At 42.1% G+C, this 18,634-nt stretch carries 18 protein-coding genes; 11 read left to right on the top strand and 7 right to left on the bottom strand.

Features of this window, described 5'->3' with window-relative positions; genetic code table 11:
* Positions 1-282 precede the first annotated feature (282 nt).
* Both HNW13_RS16625 and HNW13_RS16620 read left to right on the top strand, forming a co-directional pair.
* Positions 283-1,104, top strand: coding sequence for a cytochrome C (locus tag HNW13_RS16625; protein WP_192114107.1), 822 nt, complete (start codon positions 283-285; stop codon positions 1,102-1,104).
* A 10-nt stretch (positions 1,105-1,114) separates the two neighbouring features.
* Positions 1,115-1,684 (top strand): hypothetical protein, encoded by a 570-nt coding sequence (locus HNW13_RS16620; protein ID WP_192114106.1) that lies wholly within the window; start codon positions 1,115-1,117, stop codon positions 1,682-1,684.
* Positions 1,685-1,935: 251 nt separating this feature from the next.
* Here the strand turns inward: HNW13_RS16620 and HNW13_RS16615 are convergent, their stop codons facing one another.
* A complete protein-coding gene (locus HNW13_RS16615; protein WP_192114105.1) occupies positions 1,936-4,029 on the bottom strand; it encodes a prolyl oligopeptidase family serine peptidase in 2,094 nt (697 codons plus the stop codon).
* A 226-nt stretch (positions 4,030-4,255) separates the two neighbouring features.
* Between HNW13_RS16615 and HNW13_RS16610 the strand changes: the two genes are divergently transcribed.
* Positions 4,256-4,534 carry a peptidylprolyl isomerase gene (locus HNW13_RS16610; RefSeq protein WP_011639051.1) on the top strand — a complete coding sequence of 93 codons (279 nt, stop codon included), beginning with the start codon at positions 4,256-4,258 and terminating at the stop codon, positions 4,532-4,534.
* 188 nt (positions 4,535-4,722) lie between these two features.
* Here the strand turns inward: HNW13_RS16610 and HNW13_RS16605 are convergent, their stop codons facing one another.
* The gene (locus HNW13_RS16605) at positions 4,723-5,448 is read right to left on the bottom strand and encodes an arginine N-succinyltransferase (RefSeq protein ID WP_192114104.1); all 726 of its coding nucleotides are present in this window, start codon (positions 5,446-5,448) and stop codon (positions 4,723-4,725) included.
* A 256-nt stretch (positions 5,449-5,704) separates the two neighbouring features.
* On the opposite strand from HNW13_RS16605, the gene HNW13_RS16600 reads away from it, so the two are divergent.
* Positions 5,705-7,531 (top strand): S8 family serine peptidase, encoded by a 1,827-nt coding sequence (locus HNW13_RS16600; protein ID WP_192114103.1) that lies wholly within the window; start codon positions 5,705-5,707, stop codon positions 7,529-7,531.
* 376 nt (positions 7,532-7,907) lie between these two features.
* Here the strand turns inward: HNW13_RS16600 and HNW13_RS16595 are convergent, their stop codons facing one another.
* The gene (locus HNW13_RS16595) at positions 7,908-8,639 is read right to left on the bottom strand and encodes a hypothetical protein (RefSeq protein WP_101085034.1); all 732 of its coding nucleotides are present in this window, start codon (positions 8,637-8,639) and stop codon (positions 7,908-7,910) included.
* A 436-nt stretch (positions 8,640-9,075) separates the two neighbouring features.
* Here HNW13_RS16595 and HNW13_RS16590 point away from each other — a divergent pair, with 436 nt between their 5' ends.
* A complete protein-coding gene (locus HNW13_RS16590; RefSeq protein ID WP_101085033.1) occupies positions 9,076-9,327 on the top strand; it encodes a DUF2999 family protein in 252 nt (83 codons plus the stop codon).
* Positions 9,328-9,410: 83 nt separating this feature from the next.
* Here HNW13_RS16590 and HNW13_RS16585 read toward each other — a convergent pair whose 3' ends face one another.
* On the bottom strand, positions 9,411-9,902 hold the full coding sequence (locus HNW13_RS16585) for a MarR family transcriptional regulator (RefSeq protein WP_192114102.1): 492 nt from the start codon (positions 9,900-9,902) through the stop codon (positions 9,411-9,413).
* A gap of 146 nt (positions 9,903-10,048) precedes the next feature.
* On the opposite strand from HNW13_RS16585, the gene HNW13_RS16580 reads away from it, so the two are divergent.
* On the top strand, positions 10,049-10,942 hold the full coding sequence (locus HNW13_RS16580) for an EamA family transporter (RefSeq protein ID WP_192114101.1): 894 nt from the start codon (positions 10,049-10,051) through the stop codon (positions 10,940-10,942).
* A gap of 32 nt (positions 10,943-10,974) precedes the next feature.
* On the opposite strand, the gene HNW13_RS16575 is transcribed toward HNW13_RS16580, so the two are convergent.
* Entirely contained in the window at positions 10,975-11,487 is a 513-nt protein-coding gene (locus HNW13_RS16575; protein ID WP_192114100.1) for a hypothetical protein, read from the bottom strand.
* Between the two features lie 162 nt (positions 11,488-11,649).
* The gene (locus tag HNW13_RS16570) at positions 11,650-12,036 is read right to left on the bottom strand and encodes a carboxymuconolactone decarboxylase family protein (RefSeq protein ID WP_101085029.1); all 387 of its coding nucleotides are present in this window, start codon (positions 12,034-12,036) and stop codon (positions 11,650-11,652) included.
* A 309-nt stretch (positions 12,037-12,345) separates the two neighbouring features.
* Between HNW13_RS16570 and HNW13_RS16565 the strand changes: the two genes are divergently transcribed.
* Positions 12,346-12,960 carry an excalibur calcium-binding domain-containing protein gene (locus HNW13_RS16565; protein WP_192114099.1) on the top strand — a complete coding sequence of 205 codons (615 nt, stop codon included), beginning with the start codon at positions 12,346-12,348 and terminating at the stop codon, positions 12,958-12,960.
* A 159-nt stretch (positions 12,961-13,119) separates the two neighbouring features.
* Here HNW13_RS16565 and HNW13_RS16560 read toward each other — a convergent pair whose 3' ends face one another.
* The gene (locus HNW13_RS16560) at positions 13,120-14,136 is read right to left on the bottom strand and encodes an AraC family transcriptional regulator (protein WP_243756318.1); all 1,017 of its coding nucleotides are present in this window, start codon (positions 14,134-14,136) and stop codon (positions 13,120-13,122) included.
* A gap of 245 nt (positions 14,137-14,381) precedes the next feature.
* Here HNW13_RS16560 and HNW13_RS16555 point away from each other — a divergent pair, with 245 nt between their 5' ends.
* From HNW13_RS16555 to HNW13_RS16540, 4 genes are all read left to right on the top strand, one after another.
* Positions 14,382-15,848, top strand: a complete 1,467-nt coding sequence (locus HNW13_RS16555) for an NAD(P)/FAD-dependent oxidoreductase (RefSeq protein WP_192114098.1) — start codon at positions 14,382-14,384, stop codon at positions 15,846-15,848.
* A gap of 86 nt (positions 15,849-15,934) precedes the next feature.
* Positions 15,935-16,708, top strand: coding sequence for an SDR family oxidoreductase (locus HNW13_RS16550; RefSeq protein WP_243756316.1), 774 nt, complete (start codon positions 15,935-15,937; stop codon positions 16,706-16,708).
* Between the two features lie 45 nt (positions 16,709-16,753).
* Complete coding sequence (locus HNW13_RS16545; RefSeq protein WP_182743816.1) at positions 16,754-17,875, top strand: alpha/beta hydrolase; 1,122 nt, start codon at positions 16,754-16,756, stop codon at positions 17,873-17,875.
* A 196-nt stretch (positions 17,876-18,071) separates the two neighbouring features.
* On the top strand, positions 18,072-18,350 hold the full coding sequence (locus HNW13_RS16540; RefSeq protein WP_011639067.1) for a hypothetical protein: 279 nt from the start codon (positions 18,072-18,074) through the stop codon (positions 18,348-18,350).
* The last annotated feature ends 284 nt before the right edge of the window (positions 18,351-18,634 follow it).

Here is an 18,634-nt window from a genome sequence, read left to right as displayed (position 1 = left end):
CACACTAAACGGCTGCAAAAATGCATAAATGTGCAAAATAGTGAGACTCACATCACAAAATCCTATGACGTTAAGCACATTCAGCTTCAATAAATCGATGCCACAATCACTAAAAAACCTCATTTCAAGCCGCTATTTTTATCTGTCTTGAATCACATCTTTAATTGCTCCATTGCTTATTGTTACCACATCAAGTTGCTAACCCATTTTTACTAGCAACTCAAAACCCCCAACACTAGAGATTGGGAATAATAAAATAACGATGAGTAAAGGGTGATTATTATGAGCATAAACAGACGTCAAGCATTGACACAAATTATTGGTTTAAGCACTGCAGCAGCTGGGGCAACGTTATTAGGCACATCTGCATTTGCTGCCACAGACGCAGATGGCAACTACCGTTTAGAACTTGGTGAAAAACTTAAATATGCGCCACTTGATGCGATGCAAACAGCAAAACTTGCCTATGAAACGGGTGGCGGTTGTATGCACCAAGTATTTCACGCCATTGTGACTATGCTAGCGGCATCTGGCAGCGTAGACGCCAGTAAGTTTGCCACTATCCCTACCGCATTAGCAGGTTATGGTTGGGCAGGCGTAGTTGGCCAGGGAACATTATGTGGCAACCTTAATGCTGCCGGTATGTTGATTAATTTCCTTGACGATATTAATGGTCAAAACAGCGCCATTATTGGTGCATCGTTCCGTTACTACGAAACCAACGATTTACCGTTATCATCTGCTGAGTTCATTGCGGGGATTGGTTCTACAGCCGATAAATCACTCGAAGTAGGTAAAACCTCTATTGCCAACAGCCCACTGTGCCATTCATCTATTAGTAATTGGTCTGCGGCATCTGGAAAGCCTTTTGCATTAAAAGGTGAACGTTGCAAACGCCTCTCTGCCAGCATGGCTTTTTATATTGTTGATTTACTCAATCGTGCCTATGGCGGTGAAGATATTTCAGTATTAGCAGAAGCAAAACCGTCTGCTGAAGCGCAAGCATGTCAGTCTTGTCATGGCGTTACCGAAACTATGGGCTCTGCAGCCAGCGTGAAAACAGATATGGAATGTACCACTTGTCACACAGGGCATTACAATTAAGGAGCGCATCATGAAGGTTAAATATCTTAGCGCCATATTAGCGAGTTCATTGTTAATCTTTGGCTGTAATAGCGACAATGATGACGAAGTTGTCACTGAGCCACCGGTGGTAGTTATTCCCCCTGTTGTTGTGCCACCAGTAGTCGTTGTACCGCCTGTTATTGATGGCGTGAGTATTGATGATGCCAGCACTGTGGTGGTTAAACTCGACACATTTGACTCGACCACTGGCGCACTATCATTCACCGTTGCCAATAGCGAAGGTGAAGCGCTGACTAACGTAGCCGATTACGATATTGTGTATTTTGGTTTTCCTGACCCAGCCTCACCGTCCATAAAGCCTAAGGCTTGGAAACGTTGGCATGTCACTCAAAACTATCAATGTGATAGTACAGCCACCGACAGCTGTACAGGCACATTAGAAGCGACAGATACTGCGGGAAAATATACTTTTAATGTGAGCGATCTCGACTTACAAAGTAAAGCATCGGCAAATGCTGAAATGATTTACAAGGTTGCGGTCCAAATTAAGGGCGCGCTTGCCAGTAATGAAATTGAGTTGATTGACCCTAGCAATTAATCATCATTCAGCCTCCCCCCGGCTAATGGCGAGAGAAGACCACTTGTGCTCATTAGCTTCAGGCTATTTGCCGCAGTATTACACTGCGGCTCTTTTTATCATTATCTGCACTACAACTTTAATTTACACGACTGGATATGCACCGCTTAGGTATATACAGTTTAACGCTGTACAGCTGTAAATGTTAAAACAAAAAAAGGGTTTCAGCAGCGCTGAAACCCTTTTTTATTCAACACTGGCTACTGATAAATTTAACGAAGCTGTTGCATTAAGTATGCGTAAACCATTGAACTTAACTCGGCGGCCTGGGTATTGTCTGCCGCGCCAGCATGGCCACCTTCAATGTTCTCAAAATACAACACATCTATGCCCATGTCTTCCATTTTCGCCACCATTTTACGCGCATGCGCTGGGTGTACACGGTCATCACGAGTTGACGTGGTAAAGAACACTTTAGGGTATTTAACCCCTTGTTTTAAATTGTGATATGGCGAATAGGTTTTAATGTAATCCCACTCTTCTGCGATATCAGGATTACCGTATTCGCCCATCCAACTGGCACCAGCCAATAACTTGTTATAGCGCTTCATATCCAACAATGGCACCTGGCACACTACAGCGTTATACAGTTCAGGACGACGAGTAAATGCAACACCCATTAACAAACCACCGTTACTACCACCTTGAATACCAAGATGCTTGCTTGACGTAATTTTGCGCGCAATTAAGTCTTCGGCAATGGCTTCAAAGTCTTCATACGCTTTATGACGATGTTGCTTTAACGCTGCTTGATGCCAAGCTGGGCCGTACTCTCCACCACCGCGAATGTTAGCCAGTACATAAACACCGCCCTGCTCTAACCAGTTTTTACCAATAGTGGCCGAATAGGCTGGTAAGCGCGATACTTCAAAACCGCCATAACCATAAAGTAATGTAGGGTTACTACTATCGAGTTTAATGTCTTTAGCCATCACCACAAAATAAGGCACTTTTGTGCCGTCTTTTGACGTCACAAAGTACTGTTTCGTGACAAACTTATCGGCGCTAAATTGTTGCGGCATAGCTTTAATTTTATCGGCTTTTAAGCTTGCACCATTTAAGCGATATAAACTGGCTGGTTCTAAAAAGCTGGTGTAATTAACAAAAAAATCATCACTATCACGTTCAACATCAAACACACTTAAGGTGCCATTGGCTTCAAATGGCACAGGTTTGCTTTGCCACTCACCTTTATCGTTTTGCATGTATCGTACAAGCTTGCTTTTTACATCATCTAGCCAAGTGACAAAAATGGCATTCTGGCTAAATGCGACTTGTGAAATTGAAGCATGCTTCGTTGGCGATACCAGTTCACTAAACTCCGGTTTTTGCGCAATGAGTTTATCAACAGGTGTATAAACAATGGCGCCTTGTTTGAAAGACCCTTTGGGGGTGACTAAATCGCTTTTTAACTCTATATATAGCTGACCTTTAAAGTAACCTTTTAAATCGGCATCTTCAGGAATAGGCAGCGACACTAACTTACTATCTTGATAAACATAATGTTTAGCGGTGTAAAAGGTTAAACTTTCGGTGACGATATTCAGCGGTGTTTTATCATCAAACATCACATAACCCGACACGGCAACGGAGGCTTTATCGCCTCTAAACACTAATTTGGCTGCAGACAACGGTGTGCCACGTTTCCACAATTTAACCACGCTTGGATAGCCTGAATCCGTCATGCTTTGTGCATCACCAAAATCAGTTCCGACAAACACGGTATCTTTATCAATCCAGCTTAACCTTGACTTAGCTTCAGCCAATACGAATGGCTTTTGGGTGCTGTCAACAAACGCTTTTGCGGTTAAATTAAATTCACGCACCTCAGCGGCATCTGCCCCCCCACGTGACAACGACACAAAGCAGCGCTCGTTTTGTGGGTATTGACATTCAATGCCTTTAAACACCCAATTAACCCCCTCGGCTTTACCAAGGGCATCGATATCAAGCACGGTTTCCCAGTTGGGTTCAGCCTTAGCATATTCCGCTAGTGTGGTACGACGATAAATCCCACGCTCGTGGGTTTCGTCTTTCCAAAAATTATACAAATAATCGCCAATACGAGTGGCATAAGGAATACGGGCTTTATCGTTTAAAATCTCTAGGCTGTTTGACACCAAGTTATCAAAGCCTGAGTAAGCCTTAATGTGAGTTGCAGATACGGCATTTTGCTGCTTAACCCACGCCAGCGGCTTGGCGCCTTCAACATCTTCTAACCAAATATATTTGTCTTCTTCTGCATTAACTGGTGTTGCCATTGTCATCGCACTCGCTATACATAGGGGTATGATTCGCTGAAGCATTAAAAATTTCCTTTTTGTTATTTGCTCGCGGCATTTTACTAGCATGCATCTACTTTATAGGATCCATGTAGATGTTCAATCGATAAGGAGAGCAAACTGTAACAGGCAAGCCCCATAACAGAGCAAATTATTGCTAGATTATCATGCCAATTTGGTCGACTAAGCAGGTATAATGTCGCGCTAAACATTGTTCTACCCATTCAAACAAATAAATACAGGCACCAACATGGCCAAAACCGCAGCAGCATTACATATATTAGTTAAACATCAGACTCAGGCTGAAGACATCATCAAGCAGCTTAATAATGGTGCTAAATTTGATGTATTAGCCAAAAAGCACTCTAGCTGTCCTTCGGCCAAAAGCGGCGGTAATTTGGGCGAGTTTAAAAAGGGGCAAATGGTGCCACCATTCGATAAAGTCTGTTTCAACGGCGAGCTCATTACGCCACACCTCGTCAAAACTAAATTTGGCTGGCATGTGGTGAAGGTACTTTATCGCACCTAGCAATAGTCGGTCTGAGGAATAGCGCGTCGACAATAGTCGCGCTTAGAATCAATCACACATAAGATGAATGAGTCCAGAGCAGTCTAGCGATAAGATAAGAGGTGAACGGTTTTCATCCGTGATATTTCAAGGCGAAAGTGGGCTTGATATCAACGCCCACTTTTCAAAACACCAACGACTTACAATATTTACTTGCGCAGTTTGATCGACAACTCGCCATCACGAATTTGAATATCATCTACACCATCAGCAAAAGCATTCCAAAAGCCACGATCGCCAAACTCACCGACCAAGTTAACGTTTTTCATGTTTCCTAGCCACGCATTCGGAATAGGCACGCCCATTAAGCTCACGCCAACTAGCGCAACAACTGGACGACGATTAGCATCAAGATGAATATCAAGCCCAGTATTCACGCGTAAAATCTCCCCAGCCATAATCGGAAAGTCGTCTGGGATCGGGATCAGCATTTTGGCACTGGCTAAATTATCAGAAAAATCAATCGCAACACGCTGAGCAAAATCAGGATTACGGCCAATCATCGAATTCACTTCTTTCTCACTAAATGTCACTTGCCGATCAGCGTCAAACTCACGATACGCTTCAGGGGTTAACTCATTACTATTTTCACTAGCACTATCAGCTGCACGGGAATCACCACTTGATGCTGTAACCGTTGAGCGAGGTTCAACTTGCCAACCTAACCGAGTCAGTTTTTGATCCAATTGTTGCTCTTCTTTAGCATTTAAGCTAACCGGGGTGAGCGGTGACGGGAAGATATAAGTGCGGATAATAAAAAATGTCAGCCCTGCTGTAACAAGCATTGTTGCTGCAATAATCAGTAACAGTTTGGCTCCAGAGGCTCCACGTTGCAGACTGAGTGGTGGTGATCCATTGATTGATAAAGCTCGCATGATATGCCCTTTGCTATTCTCTTATTGTGCATCATGGTAATGCCCTGCTCGACTAAACAGCAAATAAAAATCAGTTTTATGGTTAGATCTAAAATACACATGGTTAATAATTTGTTAATTAAGTGGGTTTTATGTTACAAAATAAATGTAGAAATAGTTTAACTGCTGAAGACTAAGATCCAGAGATGTGATCCAGAGATGTCTATAAAGCAGAGTTAACAACCACAAAATAATAACAAATAGGAATGCTTACTCTATGAAACTATCAACCATTTCAATGTCACTATTAGCTCTTGGACTTACAGCAACGGCCCATGTACAAGCAAGCGACGACCGTTATGTCATTCAAGTTGACCCGCAAAAAAAAGGGATTGTAAAAGCTCTTGCCAAAAAATTAGGTGCACAAATTAATGTTGATGGTGAAGGTTTTATCGCCGCGACATTTACCGGCAAAGATTTAGATCAAGTTAGGGGATTACTCAATAACCCACACGTTAAGTTAGTTGAAGAAGATCAACGACGTCATTTAATGGGTTTTGCTGACGACATTGGTAACCCAATGGCAACCCAAATAACACCTTATGCAGTTTACCAATCGCAAGCAAATCAGGTCACCTTTAACCCTAATGCAGGCATCAAGGTATGTGTAATCGACTCAGGTCTCGATCGCAGTAATGCTGATTTTGTGTGGAATAATATTACCGGTAACAACGACAGCGGTACGGGCAACTGGGACGAAAATGGTGGCCCACACGGCACACACGTAGCCGGAACCATTGGCGCTGCAGATAACGGTTTTGGCGTTATTGGCATGGCTCCTGGTGTTGATATGCACATCATCAAAGTCTTTAACGCCGACGGATGGGGTTACTCATCTGATTTAGCTCAAGCTGCAAATCTTTGTTCACAAGCGGGCGCCAATATCATTAGCATGAGTTTAGGTGGCGGCGGTTCAAACTCAACAGAATCAAATGCATTCCAAAGCTTCAGCGATGCAGGTGGACTCGTCATTGCCGCTGCAGGTAACGATGGCAATAATGTACGTTCATACCCTGCAGGTTATTCGTCAGTGATGATGATTGGTGCCAATGATAGTAATAACGTTATTGCAGATTTTTCTCAGTTCCCGACATGTACATCGGGTAAAGGTCGCAGAGTCACAACTGATGAAACCATTTGTGTTGAAGTTTCTGCCGGCGGTGTAGATACCCTTTCAACCTATCCAGCAGGACAAGCTACTGCGTCAAATTTATCAGCAGACGGATTTGCACTTTCGTCATCGGCAATGGAAAACGCCGGTTCAGTTGTGGGTAACACTTTTTATATGGGTACCGCTGAGTCAACTAACTCAGGTGCTAACGGCAATATATGTGTGATCGACCGTGGTGTAATTTCGTTTTACGATAAAGTCGCTAACTGTGAAGCATCTGGTGGTGTCGGTGCCATTATTATTAATAACGAACCAGGCATGTTATACGGGACATTAGGCGATACTAATGCCACAAGTATTCCTGCTGTTGGGGCTGCATTTGAAGACAGATCAGCCTTAGTGAATGCGGCAACTGCAAATATTGATATTGGTACATCGGACTTTGGCTTTATGAGTGGTACTTCAATGGCCACTCCTGCTGTGTCGGGAATTGCAGCTTTAGTATGGTCACAACATAACGAATGTACGGGCAGTGAAATCCGTGCAGCACTTAAAGCCACAGCGTTAGACGCCGGAGCATCAGGTAAAGATGACTACTTTGGTTATGGTATTGTGCAAGCTGCTGCTGCAGATGCTTATTTATCAAGTAATGGCTGTGCAGGCGGTGGGGTAACTCCGCCACCAACGGGCGGCGATATTACATTGTCACTTAATGGTTATAAATCGAAAGGCGTTAACCAAGTTGATTTAGCCTTTGGCGGTGCAAGTTCAGCCAATGTAGACATTTTCCGCAACCACAGCAAAGTAACCACTACGGCAAATGACGGTAGCTATACAGATAGCATTTCAGCAAAAGGCGGTGGAACATACACTTATCAAGTATGCGAATCATCTACAGCCACTTGTAGTGCAGAAAAAAGTGTCACGTTTTAATTAGCTAGAAACAATCGTTATTAATGAGGCTATAGCTTAAATAATCCGAACAAAAAATCATCTCAATTTGAGATGATTTTTTATTTTTAAACCACTAAATGTCACACCTCAATTGTGCTTTGCTGATCCTATAAAAGCCCCATTAACATCACGTTAATAGTCATAACCCTGCATAACATGACAAGTACCAAGCGGTAATACCAAGCCCTTATTGCAAGCATGTTAAATCGTAGAAACAACCTTAAAAACGCAGTGCAAAACCCAACATTCACCACAAAATAATCTAGCTTTTTTATATCCCTTTCTTGTCATTAGGCGTATTGAAATGCTAGTACAACATCGGCAGCTGAATAATGAGCTTTATGCTGAGTAAAGGCTAACCAAACAACCAAGCTCCACCTTTGATCAACAGACAAACTCCTGCACCCATCATAAATAAATAGCCAAAAATAAAACCAACGGCCCCACTAGAAGGACCGGTCCCATCTAAGCGAATAATTATTCCACTGATATAAAACAAGATAAAAAAGTTTAGCATCATACTCAACATAAAATAGTCGCCCATGACGGGAAGCGCGCCACCGATAACACTACAAATGAGTAGCAAAAAGTCGCTAAATTTTTCTTTGGTTATATATTTTTTCTCTAAGACTCGGACAAAAAATACCACCAGCATAATCGCTAAATAAAGCAGTGAAATTGATAATGCGGAGTACATTCCTTGTTGTATTGTTACCGCCGTAACTTCTGGTGTTACAGCTATGTCTGGACTTGAGTCTGTAAACAAACTTGCAATAAAATGACCTATGCCGAATATTATCAACCACGCAATACCGAATGAGATGAGATCATCTCGAACAATAGGATGACTTGCCTTATGATTAACCATTTTGGCCAATAGCAGACCGAATAACGTGACTGCAGCCAGTAAACTTAACGCATACCAATATTGGTCTAGATAGAAGAAAGCAAAGCTGGGGGGAATAACTAAAAAGGATTGATAAAACTCGTTTTTTTTCGTTGTCAGACCGGTATCTTTATAAAATGCCAAATACACAATTAACGGTTGAGAAATAACAACGGTAATACAAAGGGTAACAATATCCATATAAAACATCCGTGTAGTTAAACAAAACATACAGCACCATGCCATACCGGGCTTAGTATAAACGCCAATATTGTAAACTCAATCAATAATTCATCGCCGTTAATATAGGCATGATGAACTATCACTATAATCCCTCAACTCAACACCAAGCAGGCATGAATAAGCCTATGAATTATTACAGATCTTTATTCATGTAGTTATTTCAAGTAGTTGATATTTTGTAGAGTAATAAGACAGAGCAATTAAGATAGAGTCATGAAGCATAGAGACGAGACTGAATCACTAGACTGACGTTAATCGTGGCGGCTGCTCAGAGGCCTTAAACATTACATCAATCATATCGACAGTTATCATGAATAGATAATGAGGCTTGCACCAGTATTGTGAAAACGTGATAAAATCACAACTTAGTCCATTAACATTACAAGGTATAGCAATGAACCCGATTCTTGCCATCTTCAAAGAACACAATATCAGTGACGTACAAATTAATGAGTTGTTCCAGACGTTAACTGAAAACCCATTCGCAGCAATGGCAACTATTGGTCAATTAGGTATTCCTGCAGAAAAGCTACAACAGTTGATGGGCATGGTGATGCAAAACCCAGCCTTAATCAAAGAAGCAGTTGAAGAGTTAGGACTAGATTTTTCTAAAGTTGAAGCAGCAAAAGCGCAGCTACAACCATAAGTACTAAGCCATTAAAAATGCACAAACAACAACGGCCAGTATCTTAAGATGCTGGCCGTTTTTGATTTATCCGATCACGACTGCTATTGATTACCTTCAAAGCCTGCTAACCAGGTTTTGAATAATTGGTTAAGCTCAGGCTGTTCAATGTCAGAAAGATTTGCCACCAGTTGGTGTTGAACCTTTACATGCTCCTCAATCGCTTCATCTATTGTGGCAAGACCTTTGTTAGTCAAAGCTACCGATACACTGCGCCTGTCTTCAGTGCTGTGTACACGGGCAATTAAGTCTTTAGATTCAAGCTTATCTAAGCGATTTGTCATCGCGCCAGAGGTTAACATCATCGACGATAATAACGCTGAAGGGGTTAAGGTGTAAGGTTTACCATTACGTCTTAAGGTCGCCAGCACATCAAACTCACCCATGGTCAGGTCAAACTGCTTATGACTAGTTGATATTTCAGCCTCAATATGTTTTTGCAAACGCAAAAAACGCCCAAGAATCGCCATTGGCTCAGTATCTAAATGCGGCTTTTGTTCGTCCCATTGCGCTACAACTCTATCAATATCCTCCATACCTCACCCTTATCATTTGGCACTCAAAACACAGCTTAAAAACTTAACGTAAAGATACTTCATAAAAAGGTACTTTACAAAAATAACTTAACAGTCCAGAATCGGCACTTATCTTTACATGAAGATATTTAACATAAAGGTAGTTTATGAATATTTTACTGGCTATGATCCCTGCATTCTTTTGGGGTACCACTTATGCGATGACCCAACTTACTTTGCCAGACTGGCCACCATTATTACTCGGTGCCCTTCGTGCGCTGCCTGCAGGACTGATTCTACTGGCGATTAAACCAAGCCTACCGCAAAAAACCGACTGGTCTATTTTAATTAAACTCGGTGCTATTAACATTGCGGTGTTTTTCAGTTTGATTTTTATCATGGCACTGACGCTGCCATCGGCTATTTCTGGTATCGGGATGATTTCAGTGCCGGTTTTTGCGATGTTATTTCATTGGGTAGTCAGTAAAAAACGTCCTAATTTGCTACAAGCACTTTCTGGTGCGGTGTTAATTGGCTTAGCTTGGATGCTGTTTGACCCAAGCTCCATCAGCTTAAACCCCATAGGATTAGTCGCAATGTTTGCCGCAATCAGCTGCATAATTATCGGCAGCACAATGACCAAAGCGTTAGGGTCGCGCATTCATTGGTGGACGATACTCACCTGGCAATTGATTATCGGCGGTACATTGCTATTCGTTGTAGCTGGTATTCAGGCGCTATTTTCACCACAACAATATCTCAATGTGGTCAGCCAATTTAGCCTGACCAATGGCTTCGGTATAAGCTGGATAATATTGCTCAACACCGTACTCGGTTACAGTATGTATGTGTGGTTACTGCAACGTATGTCTGTGGTCGACTTCACATTTGGCGGCATTGCCAATCCGATAGCGGGCATCGTCTGTGGCCTAGTATTAATAGGCGAATCATATACATCACACCAATATTTATTAATGAGTGGGATGATTTTAGCCTCTATCGCGCCAACATTAATTCAGCTACTGCGCCCAAAAAAGCTCAGTACTACCGCGAGCGATTAACTGAGCCTATGGGCGAGTCATTGAGCTAATAACTAAAGCAGAGCTCTTAACTGATTGAGCGCATCGACAGAGAAGCCTTGGTCATAAAAGTAAATGACTTTACCTTGCGCATTGAGTAACACGACTCGAGTATTATTTGGATTTTCATTACCGGTAAAGGCTTGTACTTGGTCGCCATCTTTATAGATGGTGACCACGCCTTTCCATAATGGCTTGGGTATGCCTGCACGCATGCCATTATTAATCAGAGGGCTGAACATTCTAGGAAACAATCCCTGAATAGTCGGAACTTCATATACCGACACTTGAGTTTGAGTCATGTCTAAGCCAATCAACCAGCGATCAATATCAAACTGTGAATCTTGCTTGTAACCAATCAACAACAGCGACATTTTACCTTGTAAATCCTCAGGTAAAGCCATCGACTCGTTTTCAAGTGTTTGACCTGTTACCGATGGAAAATCTTGCCCTGTAATAGACTGATTGGGATAACTGGTGCTACAAGCACTCAGCAGTAAAGCGGCAATAATCATTAAAAAACGCATCTGTAATCCTTGTTTATAAATATCCGATTCTTTTATACGCAGCCAAATGGCAAAAGGATTGCTTGTTGCCAAATTCAAATAATAATTCACAGCATTAAAAAGCTAATGTGATTACTGTACCCTCATTTTACCCAAAGCAAAATACCATAAGCATCTCATTAGCTAGCTATTCTCTAGCTGCCATTCCTCGATGGCTTCTTTAGCAGCCCGAAAAGCCTCAATACCAGACGGCATGCCGCAATAAACGGTTGAATGCAGCAATACTTCCTGAATTTCTTCAATAGAACATCCATTACGTAATGCCCCTCGAACATGGCCCTTTAATTCAGTTGGCGCCTTTAATGCTGCCAATGTTGCAATAGTGATTAGGCTGCGCGTTTGCTTAGAAATAACATCACGCACCCAGACTTCACCCCAACAATTTGCAGTGACTAACGCTTGCAATGGTTGAGTAAAATCAGTGACATTACTAAGCGCTTTATCGACATAAGCGTCCCCCATCACCTGGCGACGTACCTCAAGCCCTTTTTGGTATTGTTCATCATTCATCGGTGGCCCCTTCTATTTTCACTTTTGGTCAATTCATTAAAAATAATCCTGCCTATATACACGTTAAACTTAATCTTAAATAACACCACGCTTTTGTTGTAGCCAGTTGATAATTTGCCCAAGTAGATATCAATTCAGTTTTTACCTGAGCAGGTAAACGTGGCGAATATATTTTATGACTCTATCTAAAAACTCAATAAAATTACTGGCTAAAACACTGTAGTTATAGGTATTATGTTGCTGATTTAAAAGCATGATTCTACATCATGATTTTTATTAACTTAATGACTATCAAGGAATAGTATCGCCATGGAAAGAGGCATCTTAATTCGCTGGAACAATGAAAAAGGTTTTGGTTTTATCAAACCAGAAACCGGCAACACTCAAGATGTGTTTATTCATATTTCAACCCTAAAGCACATGGCCAGAAAGCCCATTGTTGGCGATGAGATACTATTTCATCGCGAGAACCAACCCGATGGCAAAGTCAAAGCCGTAAAAGCCAGTATTGAAGGCGTGGCTGTTGTGTCAAACACTATTCGCCCAGCGTCTCACACTGGTCAACATCATCGAAACAACCCATCTCATCAAGACGAAAACTACCGTTCAAGCCCCGTGCTTGGCCGCGTAATCATGCTTATTATCCTGCTTGGGGTTGGTATTTTCGGTTATAAACAATATCAAAAAATGACCGCTACGCCAGTGCTGACCAATGAGAATGTTGAACAGATGGAGTGGACACCAACCGTATCAAAACCAAGCTCAATCAATCTACAACCACAGTTCAGATGCGAAGCCGGTAAAACACACTGCAGCCAAATGCGCTCATGTGCAGAAGCAACCTTTTACACCCGCAACTGTCCAGGAACTGAAATGGATGGTGATGGGGACGGAGTCCCATGTGAAAGGCAGTTCTGTAATTAAACATTAAGGAATAAGTCATAGAAAGCAGGTTCTGGCTAACAGCCGCTTGCTTGGGCACTAGAGTGCTAAATCCTAGACCCTAGGTATGGGTCTTTAGATTCTAGGCTTGAGATATAAGGTTCTGGCTAGTCTTTATCTATGTGTCACAGGTGACTATCGTTATTTTTTCGCCTGCTTTCGATACTGGCTTGGGGTCATATTTTTGCAGCGTTTAAAGCTGTGACTAAAATTAGCCCCATCACTAAAACCAAGGCGTTCGGCTATTTCATCAAGTTGCATCGGCGTTAATAATAACGCTTCGGCTATGCCAAAACGCACATCGTCACGCACCTGGCGCCAACTGGTTTGTTCTAGTGTTAGTTGACGATGTAAAGTGCGAGTCGTTCGAGCCAAATGCTGGGCGATATCTTCCATTGATGCTGCTAAGCCTAAGTGTACTAAGGTGTCTTTGACCAATTTAGCAACAGGTTTCCAGTTTTGCTTTTGTTGCAGTAGCTGGTTGCATTGCGCCTCACATAATCTGGCGGTGGCTTCATTGGCTTTTAATAATGGCAGATCTAATAGCGGTGCTAATCCAGTAAAACCGTTATAACTAGCATTGAATTGGATCTCAGCACCCAGTTTTTGCTTTATACCTTCGAGTGACAAGCCTGCGGGCTGAGGCGACGTAAACTGCAATTTTATCGGTAAGTCGTTACTTTCAAATACTTCTCGTTGGATCATCGCAGCGCCCAACATGTCTCTAACTAACACCAGCTCGCCTAACTCTCCAGGAATGTCACATGAGAACCTTAGAGATAAATCGTCTTTAAGCTCAGTTAATGTTATTTGTGAAAAAACATAGGTTAAATCTAGATAACGTAAGCCTAATTCAATCGCCTTTCTCGCAGTGCTGCTCGCCAATAGAGCATAACCCATGATGCCATAACTGGTCAGGTGATAACGGCAACCTAACTCCATTCCAACCTTGAATGGGCATAAAGTATTGAGCATTAGGTTATTTAACACCTGTAATTCTTGTTTTCCTTCAACCAGTTGCTCGTGGTCGGTTAATTGGCCCCCCGTCAAACCAGACCCTTGCAGCAGTTTATCTTGCTCAATGCCCAACTCAATGCCATAGGACAAATAATTTGCACACTGGTAATACTGCGAAATGTCATAACTGAGGGCTACCATGTCTTAAAATCACAAATATACGTCCCTTTAGCGCGTAGATCAATGAACAATAGTTTCCTATGCTGGATAGATAATACAATTTATTAACAACTTTTGAATGATCCGTTATCCAGAAATTAATGCTCAACGTAACAAGTAAAAATAGCGATGACGAATAACAAAAGCTAACAACAAAAGCTAACAACAACCAAGCTAACAACAACCAAGCTCGTTAATAAAAAACCATAACAATAATAGAGGGCGTCATGACCCAAGTGAAACGAAATCCTACTGTGGTGATCATTGGTGCAGGTATGACGGGCATCTTAATGGACATTAAACTGCGCCAAGCTGGCATCACCGATATTGTAGTACTGGAGAAAAAAGACTGCGTGGGCGGAACGTGGCGAGAAAATACCTATCCAGGGGCGGCCTGCGATGTACCCGCTCACATGTATACCTATTCATTTGAGCCTAATCCAAATTGGAGCCGTTTTTTTGCCCATGGACCAGAGATTAAACAATACTTTGAGCGCGTGGCAGATAAATATGATGTTAAACGAGACATACGCTTTAACGAAGCCGTTACCGATGCACAATATGCCAATGGTAAATGGACGGTAAAAACCAGCCAACAGCAAACCTACATCGCTGATTTTATTGTGTGCGCCACCGGCATTTTGCATCATCCACAATTTCCAGACATTCCTGGATTAAAAGATTTTAAAGGCACAACATTCCATACTGCTCAATGGAATCATGACGTCGACATATCCGCCTCAACCCGGGTTGGAGTTATCGGTACTGGGTCAACGGCCGCACAAGCCATACCCGAACTGATTAAAACCGGAGCTAAGGTGTCAGTTTTTCAGCGCACACCACAATGGCTAATGCATCTGCCCGATTTTACCTTTTCAAAAACCAACAGAAAGTTAATGGCTCGCTTTCCAATCATCACCAAAATTCATCGCAATATGGGCAAGTTTTTTCTAGAACATTTTTTTACCAAAGCCGTCACGGGACACTTTATCCAAAAGCATGCGTTAAATTTTTTGTGTAAAGCCAACTTACGATTAAGCATTAAAGACAAAACCTTACGCGAAAAGCTACGACCTCATTATCAAGTGGGCTGCAAACGGGTCATTATCAACACCACCTTTTATAAAGGCATTCAAAAACCCAATGCTGAGTTAATAACAGAAGGTATTGAGCGCATAACTGAAACAGGCATTATCACTAAAGACGGTAAACACCATGAGCTAGACGTATTGGTGTTATCGACCGGTTTTAATGCATTTAATTTTATGCGCCCAATGAATCTTATTGGGCGTAACAATTTGCACATTGATAAAGCCTGGGCTCATAAAATCAAAGCCTATCGATCAATGTTACTCAGCGACTACCCTAACTTTTTTTTAATGCTCGGCCCCAACACACCTATTGGTAACTTCTCCGTTATCGCCATGAGCGAAGTGCAAACTGACTACGTTATTAAACTGATCGATAAATGGCGTGAGCATGAATTTGATGAGTTTGAAGCCAAGCAACAAGCCATTGACGACTTTAATGCCTACGTAAAGGAAGGGTTAAAAGACACTAGCTGGGTTGGAGGATGCCAAAGTTGGTATTTAGATGCCGATGGCGACCCAATTTTATGGCCCTACACTTGGCAGCGATGGGTTGATGAAATGAAACAGCCGCAGATGGAACACCTTAATACCCGATCATTTTAGTTGGCTTAGCCACCTTTTCACCCTTGCATATCCACCCGTATTGATTCACTCGTGCTGATTGACTCATACTAGAAACAACCAGGTTTATGATGAATAAAAATACTATATTTATTACCGGCGCAGCTTCCGGCATTGGCTTAGCGACGGCAAAACACTTTCACAAAAAGGGCTACTGGGTCGGTATGGCCGACATCAATTTGGCGCAATTAACACAAGCCACCGATATATGGGATAGAACTCGAATAAGGTTGTTTCAACTGGATGTCAGTGATTTTTCACAAGTACAACACGCTATGGCTAAATTTTGTGCTGAACATAATAACTGCCTGGCCATATTAATTAATAATGCCGGCATATTGAACATAGGCTCCTTTGAAGAAATCCCTATCGAACAACATCAGCGCACATTAAGTGTCAATGTCATTGGAGTAATGAACCTATGCCATGCTGCATGGCCCTATTTAAAAAATTCCGGCACAAGTACTATTATCAATATGTCATCAGCCAGCAGCGATTATGGTGTACCAGAATTAGCCAGCTATTCGGCCAGTAAGTTTGCCGTAAAAGCCCTTACCGAGGCGCTGGAACTTGAGTGGAAAAAGTACGGCATCAGCGTATGCGATGTTATGCCACCTTTTGTGGCAACCAATATGCTGAAGGCACAGAAAAACAGCGCCAAAGTCATGCAACGACTCGGCGTGAATATCACTGCTGAACACGTAGTCGCAGTGATAGATAAACAAGTGAAACAGCCTAAAACCCATAGAACAGTCAGTGTTGTTTATGGTCTATTGCATAGATTAAGTAACGTATCACCGGCATTTATCAATCGCCTAGCGATGAAGTGGCTAAGTCGATAAAACATGCGGTTCTAATCAGTTAACAATAATAACAAGGCTATAAAAATGGATAACGTTAATAAGCCAACACCATTGTCACAAGATAAATCATCATCTGACAAGCCGTCGCAAAACGAACTACCACAAGACGAACCGCTACAAGGCAAACGTCTACAAGCGCCCAAGCTTGAAGCGAAACAATTAATGGTCGCCAAGTGGTTGTCATTAGCGCCGTTATACAAGTTACCAGTCACATTATTCAGATATGTATTTCTAGCGATGGACCGAGTACTTGGGCTGACTAAAATTGAAATGGATAAGGTGATTAATTTAACGGTTCCGGTGAGTACTGGCACTCCTTTTATGGGCACTATTCCTTTGAACGAACATAGCGCCAGCGATAGCAGCCATACCATCGCTAACAGAATAAACCTTCGCATCTACCATCCTAGCGCCACCAAGCCTCAAAAAACCTTAGTGTACTTTCACGGTGGCGGCGGCGTTATTGGCAGTATTAACACTCATGACCACTTTTGCCGCTATCTGGCTAAACATGGCAACATGAACATTATCTCAGTCGATTATCGACTGGCTCCAGAACATAAATTCCCCATCCCGATTTGTGATGCTATCGAAGCGTGGAACTATATCAATGCCAACCATCAACAACTTAATATTAATCCACAGCACGTAGGCGTGGGTGGTGACAGCGCAGGCGGATATCTAGCGTGTATCATCGGTTTACATTCACTGCAAACATCACTACCAGTACAGGCAAAAGTAACACCCGCATTTCAGTTTTTGATCTACCCAATGGTAGATTTACAAGGCTTAACCGAGTCTTATCGCCGTTTCAATAAACAGTTAATACTCACCCGCGATTTAATGGATTATTTCAGGTTAAAATATTTACACTCTCTCGACGAAGTCACTCTGCCATTAGTGAGTCCACTACAAGCAGCAGACATTAGCGAATCGCCAAAAAGCTACATCTTAACCCTTGGGTTCGATCCATTAAGGGACGATGGCATTGCATATGCCCAGCGCCTAAAAGCGGCAGGCATCAATACACAACATCAGCATTTTGATGATTGCATGCATGGCTTTATTTCAATCACAAAACTCAGCCCGCGCGCCAAACAAGCCACTCATAACATCGCAATGGCATTAAACAGCTTTAATGAATGATCGTTATAGGTAACTGACAGCAAAACCGACTCTAGAAATCGCCAACAGATGATAAAGTTTACTCAGACGCCATGTATTACAGGCTAACAAGCCAACTTATGCTAAAATGCGCCGATCAGCTTTATGAATGTGCAATTCTCATTTGTTTGACTGAGCGTAGTGAACCCTACCGTGATTAACTAATGAGGATACACCAATGAGTAAGTTAAATGCCGAAGAGCGTAAAGCTCGAGATAACGATCGTTTTTCAAAACGAGTGGATGAACGCAGAGTAAAAGGCGAAGATGTCGTTGCGTATGCACTTGCCAATGAAAAAGCGTTTAAGTTTCTGACCAAAGATGAGAAACACAGTCTTAAAGAAAGACAAGCGGCACTTGTAGAAGAAGTCAGTATTAAAAAACAGCAACAAGTTGAGCTTAAAAATCAGCAAGAATTAGACAAGGTTCAAGCTGAATTTACTGATACCGCACAGTAAAACCTCATCAACAGCCATTGTTAATGATGATGGCTGACCACATTCAAATACCGATTTTTATACATTCTAGCCTATAAAAATCGGTATTTGAAAGCTGGTGAAGTTCCACAGGCATGCGACTAAATTGAATCCACTCACTCCAATTCGACTTTCGCAGTTTAATGGTCCATGTTTAAAAGTATTAGTCTGAACCACTTATTTATAGTCTAATGATCAACGTTTCATTCCGGCTTATCAGCATTATCGCTTAAAAACCTTAGTGAATAGCAGCTAAAAACTTAACC

It is taken from the genome of Shewanella sp. BF02_Schw (assembly GCF_014596695.2).
Classification (GTDB): domain Bacteria; phylum Pseudomonadota; class Gammaproteobacteria; order Enterobacterales; family Shewanellaceae; genus Shewanella.
This window is presented reverse-complemented; position numbering and strand designations above follow the sequence as displayed.

What these genes read in the sequence shown, in the direction of transcription:
- HNW13_RS16600 (WP_192114103.1), top strand. Translation starts at nt 5,705, where the DNA reads ATGAAACTATCAACCATTTCAATGTCACTATTAGCTCTTGGACTTACA.
- HNW13_RS16570 (WP_101085029.1), bottom strand. Translation starts at nt 12,036, where the DNA reads ATGAATGATGAACAATACCAAAAAGGGCTTGAGGTACGTCGCCAGGTG.
- HNW13_RS16585 (WP_192114102.1), bottom strand. Translation starts at nt 9,902, where the DNA reads ATGGAGGATATTGATAGAGTTGTAGCGCAATGGGACGAACAAAAGCCG.
- HNW13_RS16595 (WP_101085034.1), bottom strand. Translation starts at nt 8,639, where the DNA reads ATGGATATTGTTACCCTTTGTATTACCGTTGTTATTTCTCAACCGTTA.
- HNW13_RS16610 (WP_011639051.1), top strand. Translation starts at nt 4,256, where the DNA reads ATGGCCAAAACCGCAGCAGCATTACATATATTAGTTAAACATCAGACT.
- HNW13_RS16565 (WP_192114099.1), top strand. Translation starts at nt 12,346, where the DNA reads ATGGAAAGAGGCATCTTAATTCGCTGGAACAATGAAAAAGGTTTTGGT.
- HNW13_RS16540 (WP_011639067.1), top strand. Translation starts at nt 18,072, where the DNA reads ATGAGTAAGTTAAATGCCGAAGAGCGTAAAGCTCGAGATAACGATCGT.
- HNW13_RS16560 (WP_243756318.1), bottom strand. Translation starts at nt 14,136, where the DNA reads ATGGTAGCCCTCAGTTATGACATTTCGCAGTATTACCAGTGTGCAAAT.
- HNW13_RS16545 (WP_182743816.1), top strand. Translation starts at nt 16,754, where the DNA reads ATGGATAACGTTAATAAGCCAACACCATTGTCACAAGATAAATCATCA.
- HNW13_RS16590 (WP_101085033.1), top strand. Translation starts at nt 9,076, where the DNA reads ATGAACCCGATTCTTGCCATCTTCAAAGAACACAATATCAGTGACGTA.
- HNW13_RS16625 (WP_192114107.1), top strand. Translation starts at nt 283, where the DNA reads ATGAGCATAAACAGACGTCAAGCATTGACACAAATTATTGGTTTAAGC.
- HNW13_RS16555 (WP_192114098.1), top strand. Translation starts at nt 14,382, where the DNA reads ATGACCCAAGTGAAACGAAATCCTACTGTGGTGATCATTGGTGCAGGT.
- HNW13_RS16575 (WP_192114100.1), bottom strand. Translation starts at nt 11,487, where the DNA reads ATGCGTTTTTTAATGATTATTGCCGCTTTACTGCTGAGTGCTTGTAGC.
- HNW13_RS16620 (WP_192114106.1), top strand. Translation starts at nt 1,115, where the DNA reads ATGAAGGTTAAATATCTTAGCGCCATATTAGCGAGTTCATTGTTAATC.
- HNW13_RS16580 (WP_192114101.1), top strand. Translation starts at nt 10,049, where the DNA reads ATGAATATTTTACTGGCTATGATCCCTGCATTCTTTTGGGGTACCACT.
- HNW13_RS16605 (WP_192114104.1), bottom strand. Translation starts at nt 5,448, where the DNA reads ATGCGAGCTTTATCAATCAATGGATCACCACCACTCAGTCTGCAACGT.
- HNW13_RS16615 (WP_192114105.1), bottom strand. Translation starts at nt 4,029, where the DNA reads ATGCTTCAGCGAATCATACCCCTATGTATAGCGAGTGCGATGACAATG.
- HNW13_RS16550 (WP_243756316.1), top strand. Translation starts at nt 15,935, where the DNA reads ATGATGAATAAAAATACTATATTTATTACCGGCGCAGCTTCCGGCATT.